The sequence below is a fragment of the Gordonia sp. VNK21 genome, assembly GCF_046098115.1.
Lineage (GTDB): Bacteria > Actinomycetota > Actinomycetes > Mycobacteriales > Mycobacteriaceae > Gordonia.
The window spans coordinates 36,423-49,128 of the sequence record NZ_JBJURU010000009.1 but is presented as its reverse complement, the minus strand read 5'-3'; the positions used below and the strand labels follow the sequence as shown (position 1 = coordinate 49,128).

Here is a 12,706-nt window from a genome sequence, read left to right as displayed (position 1 = left end):
AGAGAACCATTGAGATCACAGACCACGGCTTCAGGAAGGCTAGTCCGATGACGACGATGCAGAAGTTCAAGGCATATTTCGGCATGGTGCCTCCGAGTGAATACGAGGACGACTACCTGGCCGACTCCGCTGAACTCTCGGGCGAGGAGCGGGCGATGACCGCTCGCGAACGCGCCTACCTCGAGCGCTACCGCGGCGCCGGCCGCGAGGAGCCGTACTACCAGGACGAGGGCTACGAGCTCGACTACGAGCAGGCCCAGTTCGAGCAGGAGGGCGCCTACGCCGAGGCGCAGTTCGCGGCCGTGCAGGTCCGCGGCGGCTACGCCGACGACCGCGGCTACGGCACCCGCCTCGAGCGTCCGGCCGAGCGTGCCGCCGTCCCCGCTGTGCGCCGCGCCCCGGTGGTGGCCGAGTCGACCCGTCCGCGGCTCGAGCCGCTGAACCGCTCGGCCAACGTCACCGTGCGCGGGGCCACCGCACTGGCTCCCGAGCCGCGGGTGGAGGCGTCCTACGAGAGCGCCGGACGGATCAGCACCCTGCGGCCGGCCGACTACTCGCAGGCCCGCACCATCGGTGAGCGGTTCCGCTCGGGCAATCCCGTGATCATGGACCTGGTCGACATGAGCAACGACGACGCCAAGCGGCTCGTCGACTTCGCCGCCGGCCTGGCCTTCGCCCTGCGCGGCTCGCTGGAGAAGGTGGCCACCAAGGTCTTCCTGCTCTCCCCGGCCGGCATCGACGTGAGCCCGGAGGAGCGGCGGCGCGCCGTGGAAACCGGCTTCACCAACCAGTCCTGAACCGGCCCGGTCGGCCCGGACGGGCGGCCCCGCGAGAAGAGATGGCAGTCTAGAAGACGTGGCAACTTTCCTCTGGATCTTCTATCTGGTCCTCTTCCTCTACTGGCTGCTGGTGCTCGGCCGTCTGGTGCTCGAGATGGTGCAGTCCATCGCCCGGCGCTGGCGTCCGCGCGGGGTGGTGGTGGTGATCGTCGAGATCGTCTTCACCCTGACCGATCCGCCCGTGAAAGCCCTCCGGCGAGTGCTCAAGCCGGTCAGTCTGGGGCCGGTGCGACTGGATTTGTCGTTGTTGATCGTGTTGTTGGTGTTGACGATCGGAATGCAGATCACCCGGCACTTCGCCGGTTCGCTGGGCTAGTCCGGAGCGGCCCGTGCGTCGTGTCGTCCCTGGTGAGAGCCGATGGAGAGGTCGGCGGAGCGAATTGCGCCGAGCCCGGGTCAATCCCGGAGGGAACGCGGTTGCGTTGCGATCCGGCGACACCCGACCTGACACACTTGGTCCAGATGTGACAAGATGACACGCTAGTTACGCAGTGCTACTGGTATTAATAGAACTGCGACTGGTGACATGTCATACGTACACAGCCTGTGGACGCCGTTGATGTGCCGCCGCCGTCAGAAATCGACCAGAGTGTTTTTCAAGAGACACGCTCGATGACCAAAGGGGACACCGAAATGCGGCTGACACCAGCTGATGTGCACAATGTCGCGTTCAGCAAACCGCCGATCGGTAAGCGCGGTTACAACGAAGACGAGGTGGATCAGTTCCTCGACTTCGTCGAGGCTGAGCTCGCCCGGCTGCTCGACGAGAACGCCGACCTGAAGCAGCGTGTCGACGAACTCGAAGGCGAACTGGATCAGGCGCGCAACGCCGGCGGCGACCAGACCCGTTCCTTCGCCGCGGCGCCCGAGCCCGCGGCCCCCGTCGCCCCGGCCCCGGCACCGGCTCCCGTGGCCGAGACCGGTGTCGCCGACGAAGAAGCCTCCGTTCGGGCGGCCCGCGTGCTCGCACTGGCCCAGGACACGGCCGACCGGGTCACCGGTTCGGCGCGCAGCGAGGCTGAGGCGCTGCTCAGCGACGCCCGCCAGCGCAGCGATGCGATGGTCTCCGAGGCGCAGGCCAGCGCCGACGCCACCCTGGCCGACGCGCACCAGCGGGCCGAGGCGGTCCTCGCCGACGCTCAGACGCGGGCCGAGACCCAGGTCCGGCAGGCCAACGAGCGCGCCGAGTTCCTGCAGCGCGACGCCGAGCAGAAGCACTCCGAGATCATGTCGACCATCAACCAGCAGCGCAGCGTGCTGGAGGGCCGGATCGAACAGCTCAAGACCTTCGAGCGGGAGTACCGCACCCGGCTCAAGACCTACCTGGAGTCGCAGCTCGAGGAGCTGCAGCAGCGGGGCAGCGCCGCACCGGTCGACGCCGGCGGCTATGCACCGGAAAACGGGTACCAGCAGGGCTGACGTCGTCGTCATGTCCTTCGACACCTTCCGCCGCGCACCGATGAGGGGCCGAACGTGCTGACTGTCATTCTCGGCGTGACCCTCATCGGTTTCGCGCTGCTCGTCGTCGCCCTGGTGACCAGCCAGTTCGCCCTCGCGGTGGCCTGCATCGTGGTCTGCGCACTGGGCCTGGTGCTGCTGCTGATCGACGCGATCCGCGCCAGCCGCCGGTCCAAGGGCGGCACCGACGACGATCTGCTGTTCACCATCCGCGGCCGCGAGTCGGCCGTGCGGGCCGAACCGCTGCTCGGCGACGACGCTCCCGATCAGCCCGCCGCCGCTGACGGCGCAGACGCCGAGGACCGTCCGCTCGCCGGCGGTGCGGGACTCGGCGGACTGGTGGTCGACGAGCCGCTGACCGCCGCGGCCGAAGCCGCCGCCGACGAGGCAGCCGAGCAGCCGGCGCCCAGTGCCCCGGTCGGGCCGGGCACCGGCGAACCCGCCGAGGGCGATGCCGGCGACTACATCCGTTCGGTGACCGGATCGTTCCCGGTCCAGCGTTCGGCCGGCGCGACGCCGACCCCGGCGCCGGATGCCCCGTCCGTTCCGGAGACCCCGCCGGTCCCGCAGACCGGCCCCAATCCGCAGGCCGGTCCCGTCCCGCAGCCGGGTCCGGCCCCGCAGTCCGGCCCGCCGAGCGCCCCGTGGCCCGCCGCGCAGCCGCCCTACCCGCAGCAGCCGGTGCCGCCGGCCGCACCCGCCGAGCCGGGCCCGGGGACCGGGCCGATCCCGGCGACCTCGCCCTATGTGGGCCGTCGCCGCCGCGCCGAGCGGACCGAACCGCCGATCACCCGGCCGGCCCCGCCGGAGCCCGAGACCGGCGACGATACCGACGCCGACGAGGTCTCGTCGGAGACGATGATCCTGCACGACCAGACCGGTCCGCTGCCCAAGATCACCTTCGTCGATCCCGACGAGCAGTCCGACGGCGACGATTCCCAGGGCTGACCGGCTCTGACGTAGACTCGACCAGGTGAGCGGGCCTCTCGCCGACAGCGAGCAGCCCGCCCCAGCACTGCGATGATCCGGCCATCACCGGGGAGCACCCGGAAGAACAGGATGCGTGTGCGTCCCCAGTAGAACCGGGCGGGTGCGGCCCGTGATCGCCGCCGAAGACCGCCTCCGTGCGGCTCTTCACCGAGAGGCGCCGGCCACGGCGCAAGCGGGGTGGTACCGCGACGGTTCTCGCAGATCCGGCGTCCCCGTGCCAAACGAGTGACAGCGATGTCCGCAGGCACGAGGAGTGAAGAGACGTTGACCGAGCAGCAGGATCACCAGCCCGAGACCGGCGACCGCACCGGATCGCAGCGCGCCTACCCGCTGGTCGATCTGACCGGCGGCGCCGACCGCGGCGCCCCGTCGTTCCCGGAACTCGAACGCCGGGTTCTCGACTACTGGGCCGCCGACGACACCTTCGCCGCGTCCATCGCCAACCGCGCCGACGCCCCGGAGTTCGTCTTCTACGACGGCCCGCCGTTCGCCAACGGCCTGCCGCACTACGGGCACCTGCTCACCGGCTATGTCAAGGACATCGTGCCGCGCTACCAGACCATGCGCGGCAAGAAGGTCGAGCGCCGCTTCGGCTGGGACACCCACGGCCTGCCCGCCGAACTCGAAGCCGAACGGCAGCTCGGCATCACCGACAAGGCGCAGATCGAGACCATGGGCGTGGAGAAGTTCAACGCCTACTGCCGTGATTCGGTGCTCCGCTACACCGGCGAGTGGCGGGAGTACGTGACCCGGCAGGCCCGCTGGGTGGACTTCGACAACGACTACAAGACCCTCGACATCGACTTCATGGAATCGGTGATGTGGGCGTTCAAGAGTCTCCACGAGAAGGGGCTGATCTATCAGGGCTACCGGGTGCTGCCGTACTCCTGGTACGAGCAGACCCCGCTGAGCAATCAGGAGGCCAAGCTCGACGATGCCTACCGGATGCGGCAGGATCCGGCGCTGACCGTGACCATGCCGCTGGTGGTGGAGGCCGACGCCCCGCTGGCGGCTCTGGACGGGGTGAACGCCGTCATCTGGACCACCACGCCCTGGACCCTGCCGTCCAACTTGGCGATCGCGGTGCACCCGGACGTCGAGTACTCGCATGTGCGGACCGCCGACGGCGGCGAGTACCTGCTGGCCACCGCCCTCGTCGGCGGCTACAGCCGCGAGTTCGGCGAGACCGAGACCGTGGGCACCTACACCGGCCGGGAGCTGGCCGGGCTGCACTACCGTCCGCCGTTCGGCTACTTCCTCGGACACCCCAACGCGCACCGGATCCTGCTGGCCGACTACGTGACCACCGACTCGGGCACCGGCGTGGTGCACCTGGCGCCGGCCTTCGGTGAAGAGGACATGGACGTCAGCGTCGCCAACGGCATCGAGGTGGTCCAGCCGCTGGATCCGGGCGGCCGGTTCACCGAACAGGTGCCCGACTACCAGGGACTGATGGTCTTCGACGCCAACCCCGAGATCATCAGGGACCTCAAGGCGGCCGACCCGCAGAGCCCGCGGGCCGGTGCGGCCCAGCAGGGCCGGGTGGTGCGGCACGAGACCATCGAACACTCCTATCCGCACTCGTGGCGGTCCGGTCAGCCGCTGATCTACATGGCGGTGCCGTCCTGGTTCGTCGCCGTGCAGCCGATCAAGGAGCGGATGCTCGAACTGAACCAGCAGATCGTCTGGTCGCCGTCGCACATCCGCGACGGACAGTTCGGCAAATGGCTCGAAGGCGCCAAGGACTGGAACATCAGCCGCAACCGGTACTGGGGGGCGCCGATCCCGGTCTGGATCTCCGACGATCCGGCGTACCCGCGGGTGGACGTCTACGGCAGCCTCGATCAGCTCGAGGCCGACTTCGGGGTGCGTCCGGACAATCTGCACCGGCCCTACATCGACGAGCTGACCCGGCCGAATCCCGACGATCCGACCGGGCGTTCCACCATGCGCCGGGTGCCCGAGGTACTCGACTGCTGGTTCGAATCCGGCTCGATGCCGTTCGCGCAGGTCCACTATCCGTTCGAGAACGCCGACTGGTTCGACGGCGACCCGGCCACCGGGGTGCTGCCGCACAATCCGGGCGACTTCATCGTCGAATACAACGGCCAGACCCGGGGCTGGTTCTACAACCTGCACGTGCTGGCCACCGCGCTCTTCGACCGCCCGGCCTTCAGCACGGTGGCCGCCCACGGCATCGTGCTCGGCGACGACGGCCAGAAGATGAGCAAGTCCAAGCGCAACTATCCGGACGTGAACGAGGTCTTCGACCGGGACGGCAGCGACGCCATGCGCTGGTTCCTGATGGCCAGCCCCATCCTGCGCGGCGGCAACCTGGTGGTCACCGAACGCGGCATCCGCGAGGGTGTGCGGCAGGCGCTGCTGCCGATGTGGAACGCCTACAGCTTCCTGCAGCTCTACGCCGAGCGGCCGGCCACCTGGCGCACCGATTCGACCCACGTGCTCGACCGCTACATCCTGGCCAAGCTGGCCGCCACCCGCGACGAGATCACCGAGGCGCTCGACGTCTACGACATCGCCGGTGCCTGCGAGTCGTTCCGGCTGTTCTGCGAGGCGCTCACCAATTGGTACGTGCGCCGCTCCCGGGCCCGGTTCTGGGCCGGACAGGACCAGGATCCGGACGCCTTCGACACCCTCTACACGGTGCTCGAGGTGGCCGGTCGGCTGGCCGCACCGCTGCTGCCGATGGCCACCGAGGCGATGTGGCGCGGGCTGACCGGCGGGCGTTCGGTGCACCTGACCGACTGGCCCCAGCCCGGTGAGCTGCCCGCCGACGCCGACCTGGTGGCGGCCATGGATCAGGTGCAGTCCGTCTGCTCGGTCTCCTCGGCGGTGCGCAAGGCCAACAAGCTCCGCGTGCGGCTGCCGCTGGCCGGTCTGACCGTGGCCTCCCCGCAGGCGCAGGCACTGGCGCCCTACACCGATCTGATCGCCGACGAGATGAACGTCAAGCAGGTGGCGCTGAGCACCGACGTGGACGCCTACGGCCGCATCGAGGTGGCGGTGAATGCGCGGGCGGCCGGCCCGCGGATCGGCAAGGACGTGCAGCGCGCCATCAAGGCGGTCAAATCCGGGAACTGGGAACTGGTGACCGATCCGGAGACCGGTGAGGATGTGGTCGTGGCCGACGGGATCGAACTGCGCGGCGCGGAGTTCACTCGCAAACTCGTTGCAGTGGAACCGGATTCGACCGGTGAGCTGCCCGGGGGCGGCGGTCTGGTGGTGCTCGACACCACGGTGACCGAGGCGCTCGAAGCCGAGGGCTGGGCCAAGGACCGGGTGCGCGAGTTGCAGGACGCCCGCCGCAACGCCGGCCTGGACATCAGCGACCGCATCACGGTGCGGCTGGTGGTGCCGGCCGATCGGGTGGCCACCGCGCGTGAGCACGCCGCGCTGATCGCCGGCGAGGTGCTGGCGACGGAGCTGACCGTGGACTCGGCGGACGACGCGCCGGCCGGGGCCACCGAGCTCGGCGACGGCGTGACCGTGGACCTGCACCGGGCCGGCTGACCGTGGGCTCGACGATGGGCATCGAGACGGCCGGCTTCCGCCGGCGCTGGCTGCTGCTCGCCCTGCTGGCGACCGCCGTGCTGTGCGCGGCCTATGTGCTGGCCGTGCGCACCGCGACCGGCCAGCGGCTCGAGAACGCCGCACTGCGGGGCGCCCTGCAGGTGAACCCGGCCGAGGTGACCGGCGCCGACGAGGTGCTCGCCACCATCACGGTGACCAGCCTGGGTGTCGCGGTAGCGATCGTGGGCCTGATCGGATTGATCCGGGAGGGTTGGTGGCTCGCCTGCGCGGGAGTCGCCACGATCGGCGGACCGGTCGTGGCCACGGAGGTCCTCAAACGCTGGGTGCTGCCGCGTCCGGAGCTGGTCGACGCCCCGGATTCGATCCTGCACAACAGTTTTCCCAGCGGGCACACCACGGTGGCGATGGCCGTGGCCTGCGGGGTGCTGGTGGTGGTGCCCTGGCGCTGGCGCACCCCGGCGATGATCGTCGTCGGCCTGTGGGCGATCGGCATCGGCGGCTACACGGTGATCGCCCGCTGGCACCGGGCCTCGGACACCGTCGGCGGCAATGCGATGGCGCTGATCGGTGCGGCGGTCGGGGCGCTGATCCTGGCGCGGCTCGGGCTGGTCCGCCCGGTTCCCGGCCGGCGGGCGCCGCTGCGCGCGCTCGCAGTGACCCTGCTCGCGCTGTTCGGTCTGCTGGTCGCGGCCTCCGGGGTGCTGCTGACCGTGGTCGGCGCCGGCCAGGAGGCGGGGGAGACGGCCGACTACAACCTGTTCCTCGGGGCCGACTCGATCGCCTCGGCCGGCTCGGTGTTCGCGCTCCTGCTGGCCTGGTACGGCTGGTACCGGTTCGAGACCGTGACCCGCGGCTGAGCGCCGCATCCCGGCAGGCCCGGCCGTGACCGGCCGGGCCGTCGTCAGGCGGTGGCGAGCGCGGCGGGATGGATGTAGTCGGGGTACTTCGGGGTGATGTCGTCGCCCGAGGAGGTGCCGCGCAGGCGGCGGCCGAGCCACGGACCGAGGAATTCGCGCGTCCAGCGCAGGTTCTCGGCGAACTGTTCACGCGGGGAGGACTCCGGCAGCTCGGCCAGCGGCAGCGGTGCCAGGTCGTGGGCCACGCCCAGGGCGTCGAGGACGGCGATCGCCATCCGCTGGTGGCCGGCCGGCGACATGTGCAGGCGGTCGGTGTCCCAGAGCCGCCAGTCCCGATAGTCCTCGAGCCGCCAGAAGTCGACGATCACCGCACCGCGCCGGTCGGCGATCTCGCGGACCGCCTCGGCGAGGATGGCGAAGCGTCCGCGCAGCGCGTCGAAGAGCCGGCCGCCGCCGGCGGTGTCGTGCGGGGTGAAGATCGCGACCCGGGCGCCGGTGTCCACCAGCCGGGCGACGGCCTCGTCGTAGCTCGCCATCAGCGCGTCGATGTCGACGGAGAGCCGCAGGACGTCGTTCCCGCCGGCGTAGAGGGTGATCAGATCCGGGTTGAGGGCGATGGCCGGCTCGATCTGTTCGGTCAGGATCGGGCCGAGTTTGCGGCCGCGGATCGCGAGGTTGGCGTAGCCGAAGTCGGGCTCGCCGGCCGCCAGGGCGGCCGCGACCCGGTCGGCCCAGCCGCGGACCCCGTTCGGCAGGTCCGGTGCCGGATCCCCGACGCCTTCGGTGAACGAATCTCCCAATGCCACATACCGCGAAAAGCTCACCCGGGTCACGGTACGCGCGGCCCCGATGTGATCCACGACTCGCCGGTTTCCGCGCGGCGGCGGCTCGTCGTGCTGGAATGGGGGCATGTCCGACGACCTCGACCGCCTGCTCCGCTGGGAGGAGTCCGGTGCGCTGTGGCAGGTGCTCGGCCCGGTGGGCGAGACGGTGACCGTCTCCCTGCGCACCTGTGACGGCGGGGAGGAGATGGACCGGCTGATCAGCTCGGCCGACGACGTCCTGCGGCTGTGCCGGTCGCGCCGCCGGTCGGCTCCGTAGCGCTCGCCGCACCATCCGGGCCGCTCCCGAGCAGCGCGGCGAGCTGCCCGGACAGCTGAGCCTGAAACGCCGCCTGCGGATCGCTGAAGGTGTCGGCGCCGTAGCCGCCGGCCACCTCCAGCCCGACGGCCCCGATCAGCCAGCCCCAGAAGGCGATCGCGCGCATCGCCGCGGCCGGACTCAGCACCGCGCCGAACTCGTCGGCCACCGCCTGCAGTTCCCCGGCCAGGGGCGCGTCCGGTGCGGGTCCGAAGTTCGCAGTAGTGGGGCTCGCAGTAGCGGGGCTCGCAGGGGTGGTGCCCGCAGTGGAGGTCGCGGCGGTGTTCTCGGCGTCGGCCAGGGTGCGCAGCAGGACGCCGATCACCCGGGTGCCCGGACCGCCGGTGCGCTCGGCCGGCGCGTGGTAGCCGGGCACCGGGCTGCCGTAGAGCAGGGAGAACTCCGCGGGATGGGCCACCGCCCAGGACCGCACCGCCGTCGCGGCGGCGGCCAGCCGCTCGGCCGGGTCCGCGGTGGTGGCCGCAAGCTGCTCGTCCACGGTGTCGGCGAGGTCGTCGTAGGCGGCGACGACGAGCCGGGTGAGCAGTTCGTCGCGGCTCTCGACGTAGCGGTAGACGGCCGAGGAGACCATGTTGAGCTCCCGGGCGACGGCCCGCAGCGACAGCGCCGCCGCACCCGACTCGGCGAGCTGTCGTCGGCCTAGCTGCAGAATCTGCTGCTCGATCTCGTGGCGTCGGCGGGCTCGCGTTCCGGTCATGCTCCGATCCTGCCACGAATGAGAGCGGTGCTCTTGAATTCCTCGCCCGGGGCGCGCACACTTGAAACGAGAGCGCCGCTCACAGATTGGGGAACACCATGACTGCCCACACCGCCCACCGGGGCCTGCGCCGCCGCGAACGAGCCCTCAACGCCGTCGTCCGGGGACTCGCCGATCTCGGAGTGAGCCTGGCCGGGGCGCGGACGCTGACCGTGCGCGGCCGGCGTACCGGTGCCGAGCACCGGGTACCGGTCAATCCGCTCCGGCTCGGCGGCGAGCAGTACCTCGTCGCACCGCGCGGCGAGACCGACTGGGTGCGCAACGCCCGGGCCCATCCGCAGGCACAGCTGCGCCGCGGCCGCTCGGTCACCGCCGTCCACCTGGCCGAGGTGACCGATCCGGAGATCAAACTCGCCGTGATCGAGCGCTATCTGCAGCGCTGGGGCTGGGAGGTGGCCGGTCTGCTGCCCGACGGCATCACTCCCGGCGACGCCGCGCCGACCCTGCGTCGGCACCTCGACGCGCTGCCGGTCTTCCACGCCCGGCCGGGGACGTAGCCGGGGCGGGCGCCGCGTCCGGCCCCGATAGGCTGGCGAGGTGGATCCGTCCGAGGACCTCGAGCGCAGCGGGCGCTGGGTGCTGCACATCGACATGGACGCCTTCTTCGCATCGGTGGAGGAACTGACCCGGCCCACCCTGGCCGGCCGTCCGGTCCTCGTCGGCGGGGCCGGCGGCCGCGGCGTCGTGGCCGGAGCCAGCTATGCCGCCCGCGCCTTCGGCGCCCACTCCGCGATGCCGATGCACCAGGCGCGCCGGCTGGTCGGACCGTCGGCGGTGATCCTGCCGCCGCGCGGGGCGGTGTACCGGGCGGTCAGCGGCCGGGTCTTCGGCATCATCCGGCGCCATGTCCCGGTGATCGAGACGCTGTCCTTCGACGAGGCCTTCGCCGAACCGGCCGAGCTCGCCGGCGGTACCGCGGCGCAGGCCCGCGCCTTCGCCGAAACCCTGCGCGCGGCCATTCGCGACGAGGTGGGGCTGCCGGCCTCGGTGGGATTCGGCTCCGGGAAGCAGATCGCCAAGATCGCCTCCGGGCTGGCCAAACCCGACGGGCTCGCGGTGATCGCGCCGAGCCGGGAGATCGAGTTCCTGCACGGGCTGCCGGTGCGCAAACTCTGGGGGATCGGTCCGGTCTCCGGCGACCGGCTGGCCCGGCTCGGTGTGGAGACCATCGGTCAGTTCGCCGCCATGACCGAGGCCGAGGCGGCCTCGGTGCTCGGCGGCACCGTGGGGCCGGCGTTGCACCGGCTGGCCCGCGGTATCGACGAGCGGCCGGTGGCCGAGCGGGCCGTCGCCAAGCAGATCAGCGCCGAATCGACCTTCGCCACCGACATCGTCGACCTGCCCGGCTTGCGCTCGGCCGTCGCCGGTGCGGCGGCCGGCGCGCATCGGCGGCTGCTCGACGACGGCCGCGGCGCCCGCACCGTGGTGGTCAAGCTGCGCCGCGCCGACATGTCCATCCTCACCCGGTCGATCACCATGCCGGCCGCCAGCACCGACCTGGACGTGCTCACCGCCGCGGCCCAGCGCATCGTGCTCGACCCGCTCGAGGTGGGGCCGATCCGCCTGGTGGGGGTGAGCTACTCGGGCCTGACCGACGCCGAGCAGTACGCCCTCTTCGACGATCCGGCCGCCCTCGACCCGGCCGCCGGCGCGGCCACCGGTGCCGCCTACCGGGAGGGCGGGCCGCCGGCGCCCGGGGTGCAGGCCGGACCGCGGCCGGACACCGACCACTGGCCCACCGGCGCCGACGTCTCGCACCGCGACCACGGACACGGCTGGGTGCAGGGCGGCGGCCACGGCTTCGTCACCGTCCGCTTCGAGACCCGCACCACCGGGCCCGGCCGGGCGGTCACCTTCCGGTTGCCCGAACCGGGACTGACCCCGGCCGATCCACTCGACTCGCTGGACTGGCCCGACCTCGACCCGAGCGGCGACGGCACCGGCGAGACCGGTGCCGAGATGCCCGGCGGGACAGGCGGATCCGACGGTTGACCCGCCCTGATCGACCCGCTCTACGAGGGTTCGGAGGCGGCGAAGAAATCGGCGATCTGGCTGCGGCTCGCGCCCGCGGTGAGCAGGGCGATCAGTGCCATCCGGGCCTGGGGTGCACGCAGCCAGTGCGAGAAGATCGCGCCCGCCCGGAACAGTGCCACCCCGCCGCCGGCGCCGCCGTAGGTGGGTTCGACCTCGCCGTAGGGCACCCGGGTGGAGACCACCACCGGGACGTCCCGGCGGACGGCCAGCGTGACCTCGGCGGTGATGTCGGGATGGGTATTGCCCGAGCCGGTGGCCGAGAGCACGATGCCCGCGGCGCGCTGGGCGACCGCCGCGGCGATGGTCCCCGGCGAGACGCCCGGATACAGCGCCAGCAGATCCACCCGGGCCGGGAGCGCCCCGGGAACCTCCGCGGCCACCAGGGGCCGCGGCAGATCCGGGTGCACCGTGTCGAAGCCGGTGACCTCGGTGGTCGACGCCTTGAACGAGCCTCGAGCACCCAGCACCCGCCCGCCGAGGGCGATCAGCACGCCGCGGCCGCGGGAGTCGGGGCCGGCGGCCAGATCGATCGCCGCGGCGATGTTGGCCGGACCGTCGGAGAGTCGGTGATCGGCCGGATACTGGGCGCCGGTGAAGACCACCGGCCGCGGATCGTCGGCGAAGCAGTCGGCCAGATAGGAGGTCTCCTCCAGAGTGTCGGTGCCGTGCACCACCACCACGCCGTCCACCGCCGGATCGCTCAGCGCCTCGGCGATCGCCCGGACCACCTCGAACTGCTGATGCACCGTCATCGCCGACGAATCGACGTTCATCAGATCCACGGGACGCACCTGCACCTGCGAGACGGTCTCGGGAATCAACTCCCGGGCGGTGAGCACGGGCACCGCGCCGTCCTCGGTGGTGCGGGAGGCGGCGGTGCCGCCGGTGGTGATCATCACAACCTGACGTGGACTCATGGCCTGATTCTGTCACTAATGACGGCCGGCTGCCCGTGGGTCGGGGCCGGGGATCGGTGGCCCGGCGGGCCTGGCCGCCCGTGTGCACAATGCGCGCAGGCGGATTCTTTTGGCATAGTTGGGTGAGCCCGCGCCCAGGAG

12 protein-coding genes are annotated in these 12,706 nt (G+C 71.4%); 9 read left to right on the top strand and 3 right to left on the bottom strand.

Annotation, left to right across the window (positions count from 1 at the left end; genetic code table 11):
* Positions 1 to 47 precede the first annotated feature (47 nt).
* The 6 genes from ACJMNC_RS11190 to ACJMNC_RS11165 all read left to right on the top strand — a co-directional run bounded on the left by ACJMNC_RS11190 (position 48) and on the right by ACJMNC_RS11165 (position 7,696).
* The gene (locus ACJMNC_RS11190) at positions 48 to 797 is read left to right on the top strand and encodes a cell division protein SepF (RefSeq protein ID WP_408948031.1); all 750 of its coding nucleotides are present in this window, start codon (positions 48 to 50) and stop codon (positions 795 to 797) included.
* Positions 798 to 855: 58 nt separating this feature from the next.
* Positions 856 to 1,155 carry a YggT family protein gene (locus tag ACJMNC_RS11185; protein WP_408948030.1) on the top strand — a complete coding sequence of 100 codons (300 nt, stop codon included), beginning with the start codon at positions 856 to 858 and terminating at the stop codon, positions 1,153 to 1,155.
* Positions 1,156 to 1,472: 317 nt separating this feature from the next.
* Entirely contained in the window at positions 1,473 to 2,258 is a 786-nt protein-coding gene (locus ACJMNC_RS11180; protein ID WP_408948176.1) for a DivIVA domain-containing protein, read from the top strand.
* 54 nt (positions 2,259 to 2,312) lie between these two features.
* Positions 2,313 to 3,245, top strand: a complete 933-nt coding sequence (locus tag ACJMNC_RS11175; RefSeq protein WP_408948029.1) for a hypothetical protein — start codon at positions 2,313 to 2,315, stop codon at positions 3,243 to 3,245.
* 276 nt (positions 3,246 to 3,521) lie between these two features.
* A complete protein-coding gene (gene ileS, locus ACJMNC_RS11170; RefSeq protein WP_408948028.1) occupies positions 3,522 to 6,818 on the top strand; it encodes an isoleucine--tRNA ligase in 3,297 nt (1,098 codons plus the stop codon).
* A 14-nt stretch (positions 6,819 to 6,832) separates the two neighbouring features.
* Positions 6,833 to 7,696, top strand: coding sequence for a phosphatase PAP2 family protein (locus ACJMNC_RS11165; RefSeq protein WP_408948027.1), 864 nt, complete (start codon positions 6,833 to 6,835; stop codon positions 7,694 to 7,696).
* Positions 7,697 to 7,740: 44 nt separating this feature from the next.
* Here the strand turns inward: ACJMNC_RS11165 and ACJMNC_RS11160 are convergent, their stop codons facing one another.
* Entirely contained in the window at positions 7,741 to 8,520 is a 780-nt protein-coding gene (locus tag ACJMNC_RS11160; protein WP_408948026.1) for an SGNH/GDSL hydrolase family protein, read from the bottom strand.
* A gap of 85 nt (positions 8,521 to 8,605) precedes the next feature.
* On the opposite strand from ACJMNC_RS11160, the gene ACJMNC_RS11155 reads away from it, so the two are divergent.
* Entirely contained in the window at positions 8,606 to 8,797 is a 192-nt protein-coding gene (locus ACJMNC_RS11155) for a hypothetical protein (protein WP_408948025.1), read from the top strand.
* Here ACJMNC_RS11155 and ACJMNC_RS11150 read toward each other — a convergent pair.
* Positions 8,739 to 9,554 (bottom strand): TetR/AcrR family transcriptional regulator, encoded by an 816-nt coding sequence (locus tag ACJMNC_RS11150; RefSeq protein ID WP_408948024.1) that lies wholly within the window; start codon positions 9,552 to 9,554, stop codon positions 8,739 to 8,741. The two genes, ACJMNC_RS11155 and ACJMNC_RS11150, sit on opposite strands and share 59 nt — an antisense overlap.
* 98 nt (positions 9,555 to 9,652) lie before the next feature.
* Between ACJMNC_RS11150 and ACJMNC_RS11145 the strand changes: the two genes are divergently transcribed.
* A complete protein-coding gene (locus tag ACJMNC_RS11145; RefSeq protein ID WP_408948023.1) occupies positions 9,653 to 10,111 on the top strand; it encodes a nitroreductase/quinone reductase family protein in 459 nt (152 codons plus the stop codon).
* A gap of 94 nt (positions 10,112 to 10,205) precedes the next feature.
* Positions 10,206 to 11,606 carry a DNA polymerase IV gene (locus tag ACJMNC_RS11140; protein WP_408948175.1) on the top strand — a complete coding sequence of 467 codons (1,401 nt, stop codon included), beginning with the start codon at positions 10,206 to 10,208 and terminating at the stop codon, positions 11,604 to 11,606.
* A 20-nt stretch (positions 11,607 to 11,626) separates the two neighbouring features.
* Here the strand turns inward: ACJMNC_RS11140 and ACJMNC_RS11135 are convergent, their stop codons facing one another.
* Positions 11,627 to 12,565, bottom strand: a complete 939-nt coding sequence (locus tag ACJMNC_RS11135) for an asparaginase (protein WP_408948022.1) — start codon at positions 12,563 to 12,565, stop codon at positions 11,627 to 11,629.
* Positions 12,566 to 12,706 lie beyond the last annotated feature (141 nt).

Bases quoted from the DNA above. Each gene is read 5' to 3' on its own strand.
- ACJMNC_RS11190 (WP_408948031.1), top strand. From the start codon at position 48: ATGACGACGATGCAGAAGTTCAAGGCATATTTCGGCATGGTGCCTCCG.
- ACJMNC_RS11180 (WP_408948176.1), top strand. From the start codon at position 1,473: ATGCGGCTGACACCAGCTGATGTGCACAATGTCGCGTTCAGCAAACCG.
- ileS (WP_408948028.1), top strand. From the start codon at position 3,522: ATGTCCGCAGGCACGAGGAGTGAAGAGACGTTGACCGAGCAGCAGGAT.
- ACJMNC_RS11165 (WP_408948027.1), top strand. From the start codon at position 6,833: ATGGGCATCGAGACGGCCGGCTTCCGCCGGCGCTGGCTGCTGCTCGCC.
- ACJMNC_RS11155 (WP_408948025.1), top strand. From the start codon at position 8,606: ATGTCCGACGACCTCGACCGCCTGCTCCGCTGGGAGGAGTCCGGTGCG.
- ACJMNC_RS11150 (WP_408948024.1), bottom strand. From the start codon at position 9,554: ATGACCGGAACGCGAGCCCGCCGACGCCACGAGATCGAGCAGCAGATT.
- ACJMNC_RS11145 (WP_408948023.1), top strand. From the start codon at position 9,653: ATGACTGCCCACACCGCCCACCGGGGCCTGCGCCGCCGCGAACGAGCC.
- ACJMNC_RS11140 (WP_408948175.1), top strand. From the start codon at position 10,206: ATGGACGCCTTCTTCGCATCGGTGGAGGAACTGACCCGGCCCACCCTG.
- ACJMNC_RS11135 (WP_408948022.1), bottom strand. From the start codon at position 12,565: ATGAGTCCACGTCAGGTTGTGATGATCACCACCGGCGGCACCGCCGCC.